Genomic DNA, 15934 nt, shown 5'->3' with positions numbered 1-15934 from the left:
TCGACGAGCGCTGGAAAAATCTTTCTGCCGCGATGCGACCTCGCGCAAGCGCCAACGTGTTGCGGTACTGCTTAGCCGTTCGTCTAATCGCTGCTATTGCGGGTTGGCATTTCCCGCCCGCTGTCTAAACTCGCTTCGCTTCGTGCCGCCGAGGAGGGCACGGCGGCGAATTTTCAGGGAGGAAATCGCATGCTCAATTTCAGGACGAAATTTGTTGCAGCCGGCGTGCTGGCGCTGTCGCTTGGCCTTGGCGCGGTATCGGTCAAGGCGCAGGAATTCATCAACGTGCTGACTGGCGGCACGTCGGGCGTCTACTATCCGCTCGGCGTCGCGCTGTCGGAAATCTATGGCAAGGGCATCGAAGGCGCGCGCACCCAGGTACAGGCGACGAAGGCGTCGGTCGAAAATCTCAATCTCTTGCAACAGGGCAAGGGCGAGATTGCTTTCGCGCTGGGCGATTCCGTAAAGCTGGCCGCTGAAGGCAATACCGAAGCCGGCTTCCCAGGCAAGCTCGACAAGCTGCGCGGCATTGCCGCCATCTATCCCAACTACATCCAGATCGTCGCCAGCAAGGAATCCGGCATCAAGACGCTTGCCGACCTCAAGGGCAAGAGCCTGTCGGTCGGCGCGCCGGCCTCGGGCACCGAGCTCAACGCCCGCACGATATTCGCCGCTGCCGGGCTGAAATACGAAGACCTCGGGCGGATCGAATATCTGCCCTTCGCCGAATCGGTGGAGCTGATCAAGAACCGCCAGCTTGACGCCACGCTGCAATCGGCTGGCCTTGGGGTCGCGTCGATCCGTGACCTCGCCACCTCGGTGCCGGTCAACATCGTTGCCGTGCCGGCGGAGGACGTCGCCAAGATCGGCTCGCCCTATCTTTCCGTGGTCATCCCCAAGGGCACCTACGAGGGCCAGACCGAGGATGTTGCGACCGCCGCCGTCGGCAATTTCCTGATCACCAGCGCCGATGTCTCCGACGAGACCGCCTACCAGATGACGAAACTGCTGTTCGAGCATCTCGACCAGCTCACCGCTGCCCACGCCGCCGCCAAGGCGATCGACCCGGCCAAGGCGCTCGACGGCATGCCGGTGCCGCTGCATCCAGGCGCCGAGAGGTATTACAAGGAAAAGGGATTGGTGAAGTAAGGAGCCATCCCTCCCCTTGAGGAGAAGGTGAACAGCTGCCGAAGGCGAATGGACGGGTAGGGTCGGTTGAGGCCGCGCACTGCCGCACCGACCCCACCCGCCTCGCTTCGCTCGGCACCCTCCCCTCGAGGAGGGGACCGCCCCGCCAGGAACCCCGCTAATGACCGTAATCCCGACCGTTCTTTCCCCCACAGCGGAAGCTCCTGTCGAAGGATTGCCGCCTGGCTTCGGCGAAGGCATCGGCGGCAAGGCGGCTTTTTTTATCGCCATCGCCTTCTCCATCTTCCAAATCTACATCGCCGCCTATGGCAGCCTGCCGAGCCAGGTCATACGCGCCATGCATGTCGGCTTCCTGCTGCTGCTCGGCTTTGCCCTAATCGCCAATCTGCGCGCCAAAAGCGTCCCGGCGAAAGCAGTGTTCTGGACGCTCGGCCTGCTTGGTTTCGCCACCGGTCTGTACAATTGGGTGTTCTATGCCGACCTCATCCGCCGCTCCGGCTTTCTCACCACGCCTGACCTGATCGTCGGCGCGGTGCTGGTCGTGCTGGTCTTCGAGGCGGCGCGGCGGTTAATGGGGCTGCCGCTTGCCGTCATTGCCTTCATCTTTCTCGCCTACGCATTTGCCGGCAATCATCTGCCGCCGCCGTTCATCCATCGCGGTTATGATTTCGCCCAGCTCGTCGACACCTTCGCCTATGGCACCGAAGGCATCTACGGCACGCCGATCTATGTCTCGGCCGCCTACATCTTCATCTTCGTCGTTTTCGCCGCCTTTCTTGAGCGCGCCGGCATGATCGCGCTGTTCAACGATTTTGCGCTTGGCCTGGTTGGCTCATGGCGCGGCGGCCCGGCGCAGGTCTGCGTGTTGTCCTCGGCGCTGATGGGCACCATTTCCGGCTCCGGTGTTGCCAATGTGGTGGCCAGCGGCCAGTTCACCATCCCGCTGATGAAGCGCTTCGGCTTCCGCTCGGCCTTCGCCGGCGCCGTCGAGGCGACCTCGTCGATGGGCGGCCAGATCATGCCGCCGGTGATGGGAGCGGTTGCCTTTATCATGGCCGAGACGCTGAACATCCCCTATGCCGCGGTGGTCAAGGCGGCGATTATCCCGGCGCTGCTCTATTTCGGCGCCTGTTTCTGGCAGGTGCACCTGGAGGCCGGCAAGGCCGGCCTGCACGGCATGGCCAAGGCCGACCTGCCCAATCCGTGGGATGCGGTGAGACAACATTGGCCGCTGGTACTGCCTCTCGCAGCACTGATCTACCTGCTGTTTGCCGGCTACACACCGGTCTTCGCCGGCACCATGGGCCTGGCGCTGACCATTGTGCTTATCCTCGGCACGCCGCTGGCGGCATCGATCGGGCCGCTCGCCTTCCGTGTCGTCTTCTGGCTGGCGCTCGGGCTTGCCGCGGCTTCCTTCATGAAATTCGGCGTCAACATCCTCAGCCTGGTCATCGCCGTGCTGGTCGCCGCCTGCCTCACCTTCAAGGGCGGGCGCGAGACGCTGCGCATATGCGTGGATTCCCTTGCCGAAGGAGCAAAGAACGCGCTGCCGGTCGGCATTGCCTGCGCCATTGTCGGCATCGTCATCGGCACGTTGACGCTTACCGGCATCGCCTCGACCTTCATCGGCTGGATCATCTCGATCGGCGAGAACAATCTGTTCCTGTCGCTGCTTTTGACCATGCTCACCTGCCTGGTGCTCGGCATGGGCATACCGACCATTCCCAACTACATCATCACTTCGTCGCTGGCCGGGCCAGCGCTGCTGTCGCTCGGCGTGCCGTTGGTGGTCAGCCATATGTTCGTCTTCTATTTCGGCATCATGGCCGATCTCACCCCGCCTGTGGCGCTGGCCGCCTTCGCCGCCGCGCCGATGGCCAAGGAAAGCGGCCTCAAGATCGGCATCCAGGCCACCAAGCTTGCCATTGCCGGCTTCGTTGTGCCGTTCATGGCGGTCTATACCCCGGCGCTGATGCTGCAGGACCCCGGCCCGATCGCCGCCCAGTTCGGCTATCCCGTCGAGGTCGCCTATATCGTCATCAAAGCCTGCATGGGTATCGTCCTGTGGGGCGCCGCGGCCGTCGGATTTCTCGCCCGGCGCATGGCCTGGTGGGAACGCCTCGTCGCCTTCGCCGCCGGCGTGCTGCTGGTTGCGGCGCTGCCGCTCACCGACGAGACGGGCTGGGCGCTGTCCCTTGCCTGGATCGGCTGGCACTGCTGGCGCGCGCGGCAGGCTTCGCTGGCTAATTCAGCATGAGCCTCTGCATCGTCGCGGCCGGCAAGACGGTGACGCTCGCGGTCGCTGCCTTCACGCTCTCCTGGGTGCATTCGGTGGAGAAGACCCAGTGGCAGGAAGACTGGAAGGTGCTGCCGTCCGGCCTGCAGCTGGTCGAGGCCCGCATCAAGGGATCGGGCGCCGGCATGGAGCCGCCGCAAGGCTCGGTGCTGCGCGACGGTTGGTGGGTCTATGCGCCCCAGGTCGGGCCACAGCGACGCCTGGTGCTCGCCGCCTCGGGCGCGACGGGTCAAGGCTGGACGCTGTGCACGGCTCAGGACTGCCGCGAACTTGGCAAGGTGGCAGGCGGCACGATCTCGCTTGAGCCGTGCGGGCCGGAGGGCTCCAGCCAGCCGCGGTAACAGGCGATCATACCGGCAAGCGGATGCGATATCTCGACATGGAAGCGGAAGCGGCCATCCTCCACCGTTTCGTAAGAAGTCGAGCGTGGACAGAGCCACATCGGCAGCGGCAGGCCGAAAAAGCTCCAGCGGCGCAAGACCAGCGCCAGCCGGCCGTCTTCGGCAACCAGCGCCATCGCGAAGGTCAGCGGGCCGAAGCGTTCGCACAGCAAGCGCTGCGATCGACCCCGGCCTGCGGACTGTAGGCTCGAAAAACTGTGCTTGCCGAATGTCCGGGTCCAGGTCTCGCCGTCCTTGTCGGTGTCGAAGCGGACATGAACCGGGATGTCCTCGCTTGCCCCGGGGAAGCCGACCGTCCAGGCCATTAGCCGGCCAAGAACATTGCGCCCGCGTTCGACGCGCGCGCGGCCTGCGGCCGTGATCGTACGGTCATGCATTGACCGAATTGCCTCGGGAAGGCCTTGCCAGGCGGCACCGAGCAGCTCGGCATAAAGCGGCTTGTCCTCGTCCGCCGCCCCGTTCCTGAAGCCGGTGTAGATTGTCCGCCCGGCGGACAGGGCTTCATAATCCCGGAGCTCCAAATCGCGCACCCCCGCTCGTGCGCCCGGCGCGGGCTGATGTCCGGCCAGCGCTTTGCGGGCCAGTGCTTCGACCGCCATCGACGGGATCAGCGGCCCGTCATTGCCCTCGGCCAAGAGATGCCACGAGCGCTTGACGATGGCGCCCGCCCGGTCCGATCCCTCCACCTCGACGAACATGCCGCCGCGATGCTCGCCCCAGCGCAGCCGGTTCGTTGCCTGATGCATCAGCGGCGCCAGTGGCGAAAGCGAACCGATCAATCCGGCGCGCACCAGCCAGGCGAGGCCGATCAGGGCGCGGTGCAGCACCTCGGGTACCGGCCCGGCTCCCATCCAGATGGTCCTCGCCTCCGGCCAAAGCGCGGCCAAGGCGCGCAGGTCCGGAACGTCGACCAGAGAAAACAGCGCGTTTCGAAGCGGCAGCCGGCCCGGCGGCGCGATAGTGTAGCGCAGCTGCTCGGTAAACGGACGGCCTTGTTCGGGACGGCCATTGCGAACAAGCCGCACCGGCCGACCGGCATAACCGGCGATAGCCCGGATGACGTTCCCGCCGACGCCGGCAAAGGGCGAAGGCGCGATGCCGCCGCGAATGCCGTCGACCCGCGTCAGGTCCGAAGACAGGCGACGCACCACCGCCGCCGTCAGCACCGGAAAGCTCGAGACGCCGGACAGCACGAAGACGCCGGCGTTTCGCGCCGCCTCGTCGAACGCAGAGACACCGGCGACGAAATCCGAGCCGTCGGCTAGATCGAGATAGTTGATGCGCCGGGCGATGCAGGCCTCGATCAGGCGATAGCGTCCCTCGCCATAGGCCTGGAACGGACCGCTCGCGTCGACTACAATATCAGGCTCAAATGCAGCGAGTTGCGCGGCGAGATCGCCGTCACGGTCGAACAGTGCCGGCACCAGCTTGGCTGCTGTCGGGGCGCGCTTCTTGCAATACGCGTCAGCCTTGGCGAGCGAGCGCCCGGCGACAAAGAGGATCAGATGCGGCTCGCCCTCCAAAAGCTCGACGGTGCGACCGCCAAAGGTGCCATAGCCGCCGACGACAAGAACCTTCATCCGTAGTCCCCCAGAATGCCCCTCCCGCTCCCGGCCACGGCAACGAATCTAGCCGATCAATCTTGCCCTCACCTCGGCAGAAGGGATTTCGCAATTGTCCTTCTTGCCGAACAGGGCGTAGCGGTTCTTTGCGATGCGGTCGTAGAGCCAGTCGCGAAGCGGGCGCGGCAACAGCAGCAGTATCCGCGCCGCCCGCCACGGCCAGCCGAGTTCGGCCATGACGGCAACGAAACTGTCCAGGCGGGTGAAAGCCGCGCCATCGACGATGACGAGATTGGTCTCGTAGCGATCCGTCCGCAGCCCGTATTTCTTGAACAGCATCTCGCCGAAAGGCGACTGCGCCGTTACAAAATGGAAGCGGCCCTTGCGGTCGAGCTTCACCACCATGCGCACAAAGCCCGAGCACAACACGCAAATACCGTCGAACACGATCAACGGGCGACTTGCACCGAATTTTGGCGGCTCAGGAGAATGGTTCGGCTTGACGATCACGTGACGCCCGGCAGCTGGTGTCAGGCGACACTAGGCCTGCCGGCGGCTGGATCAAAGCCCGGAATGCTAGAGGCTTGGCGTTGTCGCACGCCGTCTGTCGGTCAGCGCAGGGCGCTCGGCGCGATAGGTCGTTGACCGATTGTCGGCGTCGGGCCGGCAGATACGGCTGTCGTGACGGCTCTCCGTGGTCATCATCAGTGCACGCTGATCCCAAGCGTGTTGCCACGGCGCGCGCAGGCGGGGCCTGGGCCGCGCATATAATAGCGCTCAGGCCGATAGGTCGGCGCGACGAATTCGCGGATGGCGGCGGCATAGCCGGCGATTTGATTCCAGAAGCTCATTTTACTCGGTCCCTGTCCCGTTTCGGATGTCCCTTCCGAATTGCGGGGATCATAGCGTCCAGGCGTGAATAGTCGGTGAACGCGATGTTAATCTCTGGTCGAAAATGCCTTTGTTCATGGCTGGAATGCGGCTGATTCGCGGTGTTTCCATGCAGTCCGTCGGCATTTCGTCCAGTGTGACTTTTGCATCACATATGTTTCGCCTGAATGTCGCAGAGGCGCGGTTTTGTTTCAGGTTTTGCCGGACCGCGAAATTTCCGTGCACGCGGCCGGAAAACCAGGAACCGGCCCGTCAGCCGCACGTTGATTTCCCAGTGCCGGGACGAACCGGCTCCGCAGGCTGTGGTGCTCGGGTGGGCCGCAGCCAAAAAATCCGAAACTGCAAGAGCAATGGAAAGGCAAAGGCCATGGGTTTCTTTTCGAAGGATATCAAAACCCTCGACGACCTCTTCGTGCACACGCTGCGCGACATCTATTACGCTGAAAAACAGATCGAGAAATCGCTGCCGAAGATGATCGACAAGGCGAGTGATCCACAGCTGAAAGCCGGCTTTGAGAAACATCTCGCTCAGACCAAGGGTCATATCCAGCGTGTCGAGCAGGTGTTCGAATTGCACGGCGTGAAGGCCAAGCAGGTCGACTGCCCGGCCATCGACGGCATTCTCGAAGAAGCCGACGACGTCAGCGGCGACATCGCCGACAAGGAGGTCCTCGACGCTGCGCTGATCGCCTCCGCCCAGGCGGTCGAGCATTATGAGATGACCCGTTACGGCACCCTGATTGCTTGGGCCAAGCAACTGGGCCGCAGCGACTGCGCCAATGTGTTGGCCAACAACCTCAAGGAGGAGCAGGCAACCGACCGCAAGCTTACCGAAATAGCGGAAAGCAAGGTCAACCTGCAAGCCGCCGAGTAGGGCAGTGAGCGAGAACAAGGCAAGGCTGGGTTGAAAGCCCGGACTTGCCTTTTGCGCCGCCGGAACCGGAACGGACTTTGCCCGTTCTCGGTTGAACATTGTCGCGCAGGGAGTTTGTCATGGCGCCGCGCCCGGCCTGGAGAGGGTATCTCAAGCTTTCGCTGGTCACTTGCGCCGTCGAACTGACCAATGTCGTCACCCAGGCCGAGAAAGTCTCGTTCCGCGTGCTCAACCGCAAGACCGGCAATACCGTCAAGCGCGTCTATGTCGATTCGGCAAGCGGCAAGCCGCTCGATGAAGGCGACGAGATCAAGGGCTACGAGATCGGCGACGGCGACTTCGTCCAAATCGAGGAGGAGGAGATCGAAGCCGTGCAGATCGAATCCTCGCATACGATGAGCCTCGATGGTTTCATCGAAAAATCCTCGATCCAGCAGATCTATCTCGATGCGCCCTATTATGTGACGCCTGCGGACGAGGTCTCGGAAGAGGCCTTCGCCGTCATCCGCGACGCCATGGCCGCCAAGAAGACGGCGGGGCTAGCCCGCATTGTGCTCTATCGCCGCGAACGTCCGGTGGTCATCGAGCCGTTGGGCAAGGGTCTGCTGCTGACGACCCTGCGCTATGGCGATACGGTTCGCGGGCCCGAGATAGTGTTCGGCGACATCAAGACGGTGAAGACCGACGCCGAGATGATCAGGCTGGCCGAACACATCGTCGATGAGAAACAGGCGACGTTCGATCCTTCCGAATTCGAGGACAAATACGAAAATGCCCTGATCGAGCTGGTCCGCGCCAAGAAGGCCGGCAAGAAGGCACCGAAGACCAAGGCGGAACCACGGCCCTCCAACGTCGTCAACCTCTTCGATGCGCTGAAGAAGAGCCTTTCGTCGGAAGCCGGTGCGCCGGCAAAGACCGGACGCCCGGCAAAAGGCGCCAAGTCCAAAGCCGCCCGGCGCAAATCTGCTTAGGATCCGCCCATGGCCAGCCTCGAGCAGTATCACGCCAAGCGCAATTTCAAGAAGACGGCCGAACCAGCCGGCAAGGTTACGCGCGGCAAGAAAGCCGTGCCGGGTGGCATCTTCGTCATCCACAAGCATGCCGCCACCAGGCTCCACTACGACCTTCGTCTCGAGCATGGTGGCGTGCTGTGGAGCTGGGCCGTGACGCGAGGCCCGAGCCTCGACCCGCACGAAAAGCGGCTCGCCGTGCATGTCGAGGACCACCCGATCGACTATGCGCCGTTTGAAGGCACCATCCCGAAGGACCAATATGGCGGCGGCTCGGTCATTGTCTGGGATGAGGGAACTTGGGTCCCCGATGGCGACCCGGCAAAGGCGATGAAGAAAGGCCATATCAGTTTCGAACTGCATGGCCACAAATTGCATGGCGCATGGCATCTGGTGCGGCTGAAGCCGCGTCCGGGCGAAAAGCGTGACAACTGGTTGCTGATCAAATCCGACGATGCCGCCGCGCGTCCGGGCGAGGACATTTTGCAGGAGGCGCCGCAATCGGTGAAATCCGGCCTGACCATCGAGGAGGTCGGCGAAGGCAAGACCGCCGACGGCAAGAAGCCAAGGGTCTGGCAGTCCGACAGGCCGGCTACCGGCAAGAAGGCAGTCGCGGCAAGGCGGCTCGAATTCATCGAACCGGCGCTCGCAACGCTGGAGCGGGACGCGCCGCCCGGCAAGGACTGGCTGCATGAGGTGAAGTTCGACGGCTATCGCATGCAGTCGCAGCTTGCCGGCACCGAGGTGCGGCTTTTGACGCGCGCCGGCCTCGACTGGACCGACAAATTCGGTGGCGCAATTGTCGCGGCACTTGGCGGCCTGAAATGTACCGATGCGATCATCGACGGCGAAATCGTCGTGCTGGCGGATAACGGCGTCTCGTCATTCTCGCTGCTGCAGCAAGATCTGTCGGCGGGCCGCACGGATCGTTTCATCTACTACGTTTTCGACCTGTTGCGTCTCAACGGTGAGGATATCCGTTCCGAGCCGCTGGTCGAGCGCAAGGAAAGGCTGCGCACTTTGCTCGCCGGACAGGCCGAGGATCAGGCCGTGCGCTTCAGCGACCACTTTGCCGAGCCCGGCAAGATCATGCTGGAGCATGCTTGCCGGCTGGGGCTCGAAGGCGTCGTCTCCAAGCGTGCCGATGCGCCCTACCGCAGCGGTCGTGTTCCCTCGTGGGTGAAGTCGAAATGCACGGCGCGCCAGGAATTCGTCATCGGCGGCTATATGCCGTCGGACAAGACCGGGCGCGGCCTGCGCTCGCTGCTGGTCGGCTATCACGAGGGCGGCAAGCTGCGCTATGCCGGCCGCGTCGGCACCGGCTTCACGGCCAAAAGCACCAACGAGTTGAAGAAGAGGCTTGATGCGCTAAAGACGACGTCCTCGCCCTTCGACAGGGCGGTGCCAAGGGGCAAGGGGCTGGTCTGGGTCAAGCCCGAACTTGTCGGCGAGGTGGAGTTTCGCAGTTGGACGTCGGACCGTATAATACGCCACGCGTCGTTCCAGGGACTGCGCGAGGACAAGCCGGCGGAGGAAGTCGTGCAGGAGAAACCGAAAGCACACTCAGCGCCGGCAGAGCAGCCCAAGGCAAAGCCCGCCAAACCCGCCGGGACGGCGAAAACGTCGGTTACGCTGTCTCGCCCGGACAAGCTTCTGTGGCCGCAGGAGAAGGTATCGAAGCAGGATCTGGTCGATCATTATGCGCTTGTCTGGCCGCGCATGAAGCAGTTCATCGTCAATCGGCCGCTCAGCTTGGTGCGGGCGCCGGACGGCGTCGGCGGCCCACGCTTTTTCCAGAAGCATGCCTCAGCGGGCATGAGTGAAAAAATAGCCGTGATGAAGGATCCGACGGACGGCGAGGAAATCCTGTTCATCCGCGATTTCGACGGTGTCGTGGCCCTGGTGCAGCTCGGCGTCGTCGAGATCCACATCTGGGGCTCGACCACGGACGAACTGGAAAAACCCGACCAGATCATCTTCGATCTCGATCCCGACGAGGGCGTCGACGTGAAGGCGGTGCGTGCCGCGGCGCTCGATATCCGCAGCCGGCTCGACGAACTGTCCCTGCCGAATTTCGTCAAGACCTCGGGCGGCAAGGGCTATCATGTCGTCGTGCCGCTGAAGCCGTCGGGGGATTGGGACGAGGTCAAAGGCTTCGCCCATGAGTTCGCCCGAGCGCTCGAACAGGCCGCGCCCGACCGCTACACGGCGACGCTGTCGAAGAGGGCGCGCACCGGCAAGATTTTCGTCGATTATCTGCGCAACGGCCGCGGCGCCACCACGGTTGCGCCCTATTCGTCGCGCGCCAAAAAGGGAGCCACGGTATCGATGCCAGTGACCTGGGCGGAGATCGAGGCCGGATTGCCGCCGAACGCCTTTCCGATCGGCGACAAGACGACGCTGAAGCGGCTCGGGCAAGCCGATCCCTGGGCGGATTTTTTCAAGCAGGCCAAGCCGCTCAAGCGCGGCTAATGCATGTCGCGCAAAAATGTGCAGCGGTTTGCGACAACGACATGCTTCAAAACAAAAAAGATAGAGCGGTTCGGCGTTTCCGTGAAACGACGAGCCGTTCTAGTGCGTCGAAGCGAGCCGTCAGGCGAGAAACGTCTTCTCGAACGCCTGCTTGCCTGTCGGCGAGAAAATCACCGCACGGCTGTCCTTCTCGCGCCGCGCCCATTTCTCGGCGAGGATCTTGTCGAGAATGGCGGCGCCCAGCGTGCCGGCGAGGTGCGAGCGCCTCACGCTCCAGTCGAGGCAGGCGCGGCACACCGGTCGCCGCGCTTTGGTATGGATGTCGATGCCGATCGCGGCGAAATGCGAGTCGGCCGACGGCCCAAGCTGGATCACCTTGTCATCGCGCACGAGCACTTGTCGAGCCACAAGACGGTCCAGCATCGCCACCGCCTGCTCGCCGGCGAGGTGATCGTAGCAGACCCGCGCCACGCGCATGGCCGCGTCGCGTGGGCCAGGCCGCACTCGTTGCGGCCCGACCGCAGCGGCAACACCTGTGATCGCCTCGATCATGCCTGCTACCTGCGGACCGGCGAGGCCGTAGTAGCGATGCCGTCCCTGGCTTGCCAGCGTCAGCAGCCCGCCTTCCATCAGCTTCGACAGATGCGAGCTCGCTGTCGGAAGCGACACGCCGGCCTCGAGTGCCAGTTCGCTCGCCGTCAGTGCCGTGCCGCCCATCAGTGCGGACAGCATGTTTGCCCGCGCCGGATCGCCCACCAGGCTGGCAATGCGGGCTATGTCAGGTCCTTCGCGCATGGTTCGTTCCTCATCGAAGCATCCTCGTCAGAAAAGCATTAGTCTCGATGCAAATCAAGGAGACAACGATGCCTGCAAGGACCATTCTCGGCGCCGCGCCTGCTCGCCGGCCGTTCCCGTTCATTGTCTTGCGCCGCTTGCGGCTGCGGCTCCTGAAGCGGTGGTACGACCGTCATTTGCAGCGTCTCGACCTCGCCGAAATCGACGATCATCTGCTGCGTGACCTTGGCCTGACACCTGAAGACGTCCGCCGCGAATGCGCGAAATCGTTCTGGCAGGCATGATCAGCGAGGGATTTGCCTAGCATATCGATCTTCGGAACGTTTCGATCCGGCTCGAACTGTGACCGCAAGAAAACATCGACCGCCAAGGAGGCGAAAATGACCATCACCTGCTTCATCCGCTACGAGATCGATCCGTTCGGCAAGGCGGCGTTCGAGGAATATGCACGCAATTGGGGGCAGGCGATCCCGCGTTGCGGCGCCGATCTGATCGGCTATTTCGCGCCGCACGAAGGCTCGGCCACCAGGGCTTATGCCGCCTACAACATCGACAGTCTTGCGGCCTACGAAGCCTACCGCGCCCGGCTCGCCGCCGATCCCGCCGGCAAGGCGAACTACGAGTTCGCCCGACGGGAAAAATTCATTCTGAAGGAGGACCGCATCTTCCTCAAGCTGGCCTCCGGGCCGCATGCTCCTTTGGTGAAGCCATGATCGCCGTCATCTTCGAGGTCGAGCCGGCGGCGGGCAAGCGCGATGCCTATCTCGGCATCGCCGCCGACCTGCGCCCACTGCTCGACGGCATCGACGGTTTCCTGTCGATCGAGCGCTTCCAGAGCCTTGCCGATCCGAACCGCATCCTGTCGCTGTCCTTCTGGCGCGACGAGGACGCGGTGAAGACCTGGCGCAACACGCAGGAACATCGGCAGGCGCAGAAGGCCGGGCGCGGCGGTATCTTTGCGGACTATCGTTTGCGCATCGCCCATGTCGTGCGCGATTACTGCCTGACCGAACGCGCCGAGGCGCCTCAGGACAGCCAGGCGATGAATGGTTAAGGACTGTTAAGCATTCCCGATCAGCACCCCTGCCGCAAACACCAGCGCGCCGCCCAGCACCACCTGGAAGGCGGCGCGCCAGAATGGCGTCTGCATGTAGCGGTTCTGCACGAAGGCGATCGCCCACAGCTCGAAGAAAACCACCACGGCGGCGACAATGGTCGCCGTCCAAAAAAGCGGGATTAGATAGGGCAGCGCATGGCCGAGCCCGCCCAGCGTCGTCATGACGCCGACGGTCAGCCCGCGTTTTGCCGGCGAGCCGCGGCCCGATAATTTGCCGTCGTCGGAAGCCACCTCGGTGAAACCCATCGAGATGCCAGCGCCGATCGAGGCGGCAAGCCCGACCAGAAAGGTCTGGAACGTATCATGCGTGGCAAAGGCGGCGGCAAAGATCGGCGCCAGCGTCGACACCGAGCCATCCATCAGCCCGGCCAGCCCCGGTTGGACATAGGTCAGGATGAACTGGCGCTGCTCGGCTGCCGTTTCTTCGTCCTTGACCGCGCCCGGCACATGCTTTTGCTCCAGCCGCTGCGCCAGTGTCTCGTGGCCCTGTTCTGCGATCGCCAGGTCGTCGAGCAGCTTTCGCGTCGACGCATCGCCTGTGCGTTTGGCCGCCTCGATATAGAACAGGTAGGCCTGCCGCTCCATGGCCTCGGCTTGGCTGCGCACATGATCGATGCCGAGCGGCCTCACCAGCCAGTCCGGCTTGCGTTCGTAATAGCCCTTCACATGTTCGCGCCGGATCAGCGGTATGCGCTCGCCGAAACGCTTGCGGTAAAGCTCGATCAGCGAATCGCGATGGCCGTCCTCCTCCTCCGCCATCTCCTCGAACACCTTGGCCGATTGCGGAAAGCTCTCCGCCAGCCCGTCGGCATAGGCGCGATAGATGCGCCCGTCATCCTCCTCGGAGGAGATGGCGAGCGCCAGGATCTCCTGTTCCGAGAGCGATTCAAAGGGACGGCGGCCGAAGCCGAAAACGCGGGAAAGCATGAGAAATTCACCCTAGTTTAGAATAGTTCTAAACTATGACCTCGCACGTCGCCGGTCAATCGTGTGCGCTCCACTCATGCTCAAAAGGTACAGGCTTCAAAATCCCGAACACATCGCCGTTGCTATCGGCAAACGTTCACTTATATAACCGAATCTCAACCAAGACAAAGGAACGCCGCAGATGCCGGAAAAACAGCAGCTGTTTGATCCCAAACCGGTTCTCGACCTTATCGCTAATATTGAGGCGGATCTGCAGCGCCTGAAAGGCCTGGTCGAGCAGCAGGTCGAAAAATTTGATCCCGCCAATCCGCACAACAAGGCTCCCGACGGCAAGTTGACCGAGGAGGGCGTCGAGTGCTGCTATCGGCTGTTCGACGAGGGCAAGTCGCGCTATTCGGTCGCCCAACAGATGAAGATCTCCTTCGCCGCCGCCACCCACCGCTTCAACACCTGGCGCAAGATGGGCGGCCCCAAACGGCAAAAGACGCTGTTGGGGTGAAGAGCGGCAGGCTATGCCGGTCAATCGACAACGATTTGTCGACTGAAGCGACGAATGCATGGCAGAGGGCCGAGGAGGCGGTGGGACAGTCACGCCCCACTCTCCTGCCTCCAAGGACGAATTGTAACGGTCACATTTTTTCATTGGTGCGCCGCCTCCCTTTCCGTGCAGCATAGGCGGTCTCATCTCTTGCAGGACCTAGCCATGACCATCCCTCCCGGCATCGCCGATATTCACAGCGCAGCAGTGCGATTGTCCGGACTGATCGTCGAAACGCCGCTGATCGAATCGCCGGAGTTGAACAATCGCTTCGGCGCCAGGATCCTGTTCAAGCCGGAGACGTTGCAGCGCACCGGCTCGTTCAAGTTCCGCGGTGCATACAACAAGCTCTCCTCGCTCTCGGCGGAAGAACGCGCCCGCGGCGTCGTCGCCTTCTCGTCGGGTAATCACGCGCAAGGCGTCGCCGCCGCGGCGGCGATGTTCGGCGTCAAGGCCGTAATCGCCATGCCTACCGACGCGCCGGCGATGAAGGTCGGCAATGTCAGGAAGATGGGCGCCGAAGTGATCACCTTCGACCGGGTCCGCGACGATCGCACTGCCGTCGTCCGTTCTTACGTGGAAAAGGGCATGGTCCTGGTGCCGCCTTACGACGATCCGGCCATCATCGCCGGCCAGGGCACGGTCGGCCTCGAATTGATGCGCCAAGCAAGAGCACTTGGCGTCAGCCTCGATGCGGTAGTGGTTCCCTGCGGCGGCGGCGGGTTGAGCAGCGGCATTTCGATCGCGGCCAAGGACGCCTCGCCGGGCACCGCCGTCTGGGCCGTGGAACCCGAGCATTTCGACGACAGACGCCGGTCGCTGATCAAAGGCGCCAGGGTGTCGAACGCGCCCGGCCACACCTCGATCTGCGATGCCCTTCTCGTCGCCGAGCCGGGTGCGATCACTTTCGAGATTAACCGCGAGAATCTCGCGGGCGCCATCGCCGTTTCCGACAAGGCGGTGGCACAGGCGATGCGCGATGCGATGGCTTGCTTGAAGCTGGTGGTCGAACCTGGCGGTTGCGTCGGCTTGGCCGCGCTGTCGTCAGGCGAGATCGACCTTGCCGGCAAATGCATTGCCGTGGTGCTCTCCGGCGGCAATGTCGATCTCAGCACCTATGCCGAGATCATTGCTGCCGGCTAGGATAGCAACCAGTTCCAGCTCATGTGCCGATTCGAGGTGCTCAAGCGTCCGTTGTACCCGGTCGAACCGGTACCCTTCAAAGACTGAGATCAATGAAACTGTTCTTCAGCCGCAATCCCAATCCTCGCCTCGCGGTCGCGGTGGCACGGTATCTCAACGCCAAGGTCGAGTTTGAATTCGCCTCTCCCTTCGCTCCGGGCCAGGCCGAGCGATTTCGCCCGCTCAATCCAAATCTTTCATTGCCCATCCTTATAGGTTCGGGAAAAAGCCTCTGGGAGGCCGACGCCATAGCCTGTCGGCTTTCGCGCGATATGCATTCGGATTTCTGGCGCGCTGGCGACGACGAGCCCGAGATGATCCGATGGCTGAGTTGGGGGAAAGAGAACTTCGCAAGAGCCTGCGATGTCGTGCATTTCGAACGCGGGACCAAACAGCGCTATGGGCTCGGCCCGATAGATCAGGCGCGGGTTGAGGAGGGCCTGAGCGACTTCCGCACGGCCGCTGCCATACTTGATGCCGAGCTTTCTGAGCGCGAATGGCTGGTCGGCGCTTCGGTTTCCTATCCCGACTTTCGAATGGCGACGTTTCTGCCCTTCAACGATGTCGCCCGATTGCCGCTCGATGACTATCCCTCTGTCAGTCGCTGGTATCTTCAACTCGAAGAAATCGACGCCTGGCGCGATCCCTTCGAAGGGCTCAATGCGCCTGAGTTGACACCGGTCCCGGGCCAGGCCAAGTCCGTGTGAATCTCGATCATTT

17 protein-coding genes are annotated in these 15934 nt (G+C 62.8%); 12 read left to right on the top strand and 5 right to left on the bottom strand.

Annotated features, from left to right (window positions below):
* The first annotated feature begins 189 nt into the window (after positions 1–189).
* From NKJ23_RS27490 to NKJ23_RS27480, 3 genes are all read left to right on the top strand, one after another.
* The gene (locus NKJ23_RS27490) at positions 190–1149 is read left to right on the top strand and encodes a TAXI family TRAP transporter solute-binding subunit (protein ID WP_352457892.1); all 960 of its coding nucleotides are present in this window, start codon (positions 190–192) and stop codon (positions 1147–1149) included.
* A gap of 160 nt (positions 1150–1309) precedes the next feature.
* Complete coding sequence (locus NKJ23_RS27485; protein ID WP_352683683.1) at positions 1310–3406, top strand: TRAP transporter permease; 2097 nt, start codon at positions 1310–1312, stop codon at positions 3404–3406.
* On the top strand, positions 3403–3786 hold the full coding sequence (locus tag NKJ23_RS27480) for a DUF1850 domain-containing protein (protein WP_352683682.1): 384 nt from the start codon (positions 3403–3405) through the stop codon (positions 3784–3786). Before NKJ23_RS27485 ends, NKJ23_RS27480 begins: the two co-directional genes overlap by 4 nt.
* Here NKJ23_RS27480 and NKJ23_RS27475 read toward each other — a convergent pair.
* The 3 genes from NKJ23_RS27475 to NKJ23_RS27465 form a co-directional block, all read right to left on the bottom strand.
* Positions 3699–5426: a saccharopine dehydrogenase family protein gene (locus NKJ23_RS27475; RefSeq protein ID WP_352683680.1), complete on the bottom strand. Its 1728-nt coding sequence runs from the start codon at positions 5424–5426 to the stop codon at positions 3699–3701. The two genes, NKJ23_RS27480 and NKJ23_RS27475, sit on opposite strands and share 88 nt — an antisense overlap.
* Positions 5427–5474: 48 nt before the next feature.
* Positions 5475–5855: a thiol-disulfide oxidoreductase DCC family protein gene (locus tag NKJ23_RS27470; protein ID WP_245274773.1), complete on the bottom strand. Its 381-nt coding sequence runs from the start codon at positions 5853–5855 to the stop codon at positions 5475–5477.
* A gap of 257 nt (positions 5856–6112) precedes the next feature.
* The gene (locus NKJ23_RS27465) at positions 6113–6259 is read right to left on the bottom strand and encodes a hypothetical protein (protein WP_023718851.1); all 147 of its coding nucleotides are present in this window, start codon (positions 6257–6259) and stop codon (positions 6113–6115) included.
* Between the two features lie 407 nt (positions 6260–6666).
* Here NKJ23_RS27465 and NKJ23_RS27460 point away from each other — a divergent pair, with 407 nt between their 5' ends.
* The 3 genes from NKJ23_RS27460 to ligD all read left to right on the top strand — a co-directional run bounded on the left by NKJ23_RS27460 (position 6667) and on the right by ligD (position 10655).
* On the top strand, positions 6667–7173 hold the full coding sequence (locus NKJ23_RS27460; RefSeq protein ID WP_352473615.1) for a YciE/YciF ferroxidase family protein: 507 nt from the start codon (positions 6667–6669) through the stop codon (positions 7171–7173).
* Positions 7174–7292: 119 nt separating this feature from the next.
* A complete protein-coding gene (gene ku / locus NKJ23_RS27455; RefSeq protein ID WP_352683678.1) occupies positions 7293–8144 on the top strand; it encodes a non-homologous end joining protein Ku in 852 nt (283 codons plus the stop codon).
* 9 nt (positions 8145–8153) lie between these two features.
* Positions 8154–10655, top strand: coding sequence for a DNA ligase D (gene ligD, locus NKJ23_RS27450; RefSeq protein WP_352683676.1), 2502 nt, complete (start codon positions 8154–8156; stop codon positions 10653–10655).
* 120 nt (positions 10656–10775) lie between these two features.
* Here ligD and NKJ23_RS27445 read toward each other — a convergent pair whose 3' ends face one another.
* Entirely contained in the window at positions 10776–11450 is a 675-nt protein-coding gene (locus NKJ23_RS27445) for an ArsR/SmtB family transcription factor (protein ID WP_352683674.1), read from the bottom strand.
* Positions 11451–11518: 68 nt separating this feature from the next.
* Between NKJ23_RS27445 and NKJ23_RS27440 the strand changes: the two genes are divergently transcribed.
* The 3 genes from NKJ23_RS27440 to NKJ23_RS27430 all read left to right on the top strand — a co-directional run bounded on the left by NKJ23_RS27440 (position 11519) and on the right by NKJ23_RS27430 (position 12504).
* Positions 11519–11734: a DUF1127 domain-containing protein gene (locus tag NKJ23_RS27440; RefSeq protein WP_352683672.1), complete on the top strand. Its 216-nt coding sequence runs from the start codon at positions 11519–11521 to the stop codon at positions 11732–11734.
* Between the two features lie 96 nt (positions 11735–11830).
* Complete coding sequence (locus NKJ23_RS27435; protein WP_352683669.1) at positions 11831–12163, top strand: NIPSNAP family protein; 333 nt, start codon at positions 11831–11833, stop codon at positions 12161–12163.
* Complete coding sequence (locus NKJ23_RS27430; RefSeq protein WP_352683667.1) at positions 12160–12504, top strand: antibiotic biosynthesis monooxygenase family protein; 345 nt, start codon at positions 12160–12162, stop codon at positions 12502–12504. The genes NKJ23_RS27435 and NKJ23_RS27430 overlap by 4 nt, the downstream gene beginning before the upstream one ends.
* 6 nt (positions 12505–12510) lie before the next feature.
* Here NKJ23_RS27430 and mbfA read toward each other — a convergent pair whose 3' ends face one another.
* A complete protein-coding gene (gene mbfA, locus NKJ23_RS27425; protein WP_352451856.1) occupies positions 12511–13494 on the bottom strand; it encodes an iron exporter MbfA in 984 nt (327 codons plus the stop codon).
* A 181-nt stretch (positions 13495–13675) separates the two neighbouring features.
* On the opposite strand from mbfA, the gene NKJ23_RS27420 reads away from it, so the two are divergent.
* The 3 genes from NKJ23_RS27420 to NKJ23_RS27410 all read left to right on the top strand — a co-directional run bounded on the left by NKJ23_RS27420 (position 13676) and on the right by NKJ23_RS27410 (position 15921).
* Positions 13676–13993, top strand: coding sequence for a hypothetical protein (locus tag NKJ23_RS27420; protein ID WP_023679003.1), 318 nt, complete (start codon positions 13676–13678; stop codon positions 13991–13993).
* A 204-nt stretch (positions 13994–14197) separates the two neighbouring features.
* Positions 14198–15175 carry a threonine/serine dehydratase family protein gene (locus tag NKJ23_RS27415; RefSeq protein WP_352683665.1) on the top strand — a complete coding sequence of 326 codons (978 nt, stop codon included), beginning with the start codon at positions 14198–14200 and terminating at the stop codon, positions 15173–15175.
* Between the two features lie 92 nt (positions 15176–15267).
* Positions 15268–15921 (top strand): glutathione S-transferase family protein, encoded by a 654-nt coding sequence (locus NKJ23_RS27410; protein WP_352683664.1) that lies wholly within the window; start codon positions 15268–15270, stop codon positions 15919–15921.
* Positions 15922–15934 lie beyond the last annotated feature (13 nt).

The organism is Mesorhizobium sp. M0184 (genome assembly GCF_040322215.1).
In the GTDB taxonomy this organism is placed as follows: Bacteria; Pseudomonadota; Alphaproteobacteria; order Rhizobiales; family Rhizobiaceae; genus Mesorhizobium.
The sequence above is the reverse complement of the archived record's forward strand: the minus strand, read 5'-3'. Positions and strand labels throughout refer to the sequence as shown.

Excerpts from the sequence above, each read along its gene's own strand:
- NKJ23_RS27430 (WP_352683667.1), top strand. The coding sequence starts at position 12,160 with ATGATCGCCGTCATCTTCGAGGTCGAGCCGGCGGCGGGCAAGCGCGAT.
- NKJ23_RS27445 (WP_352683674.1), bottom strand. The coding sequence starts at position 11,450 with ATGCGCGAAGGACCTGACATAGCCCGCATTGCCAGCCTGGTGGGCGAT.
- NKJ23_RS27490 (WP_352457892.1), top strand. The coding sequence starts at position 190 with ATGCTCAATTTCAGGACGAAATTTGTTGCAGCCGGCGTGCTGGCGCTG.
- NKJ23_RS27485 (WP_352683683.1), top strand. The coding sequence starts at position 1,310 with ATGACCGTAATCCCGACCGTTCTTTCCCCCACAGCGGAAGCTCCTGTC.
- NKJ23_RS27420 (WP_023679003.1), top strand. The coding sequence starts at position 13,676 with ATGCCGGAAAAACAGCAGCTGTTTGATCCCAAACCGGTTCTCGACCTT.
- NKJ23_RS27475 (WP_352683680.1), bottom strand. The coding sequence starts at position 5,426 with ATGAAGGTTCTTGTCGTCGGCGGCTATGGCACCTTTGGCGGTCGCACC.
- NKJ23_RS27415 (WP_352683665.1), top strand. The coding sequence starts at position 14,198 with ATGACCATCCCTCCCGGCATCGCCGATATTCACAGCGCAGCAGTGCGA.
- NKJ23_RS27440 (WP_352683672.1), top strand. The coding sequence starts at position 11,519 with ATGCCTGCAAGGACCATTCTCGGCGCCGCGCCTGCTCGCCGGCCGTTC.
- NKJ23_RS27480 (WP_352683682.1), top strand. The coding sequence starts at position 3,403 with ATGAGCCTCTGCATCGTCGCGGCCGGCAAGACGGTGACGCTCGCGGTC.
- ku (WP_352683678.1), top strand. The coding sequence starts at position 7,293 with ATGGCGCCGCGCCCGGCCTGGAGAGGGTATCTCAAGCTTTCGCTGGTC.
- NKJ23_RS27410 (WP_352683664.1), top strand. The coding sequence starts at position 15,268 with ATGAAACTGTTCTTCAGCCGCAATCCCAATCCTCGCCTCGCGGTCGCG.
- NKJ23_RS27460 (WP_352473615.1), top strand. The coding sequence starts at position 6,667 with ATGGGTTTCTTTTCGAAGGATATCAAAACCCTCGACGACCTCTTCGTG.
- NKJ23_RS27465 (WP_023718851.1), bottom strand. The coding sequence starts at position 6,259 with ATGAGCTTCTGGAATCAAATCGCCGGCTATGCCGCCGCCATCCGCGAA.
- ligD (WP_352683676.1), top strand. The coding sequence starts at position 8,154 with ATGGCCAGCCTCGAGCAGTATCACGCCAAGCGCAATTTCAAGAAGACG.
- NKJ23_RS27435 (WP_352683669.1), top strand. The coding sequence starts at position 11,831 with ATGACCATCACCTGCTTCATCCGCTACGAGATCGATCCGTTCGGCAAG.
- mbfA (WP_352451856.1), bottom strand. The coding sequence starts at position 13,494 with ATGCTTTCCCGCGTTTTCGGCTTCGGCCGCCGTCCCTTTGAATCGCTC.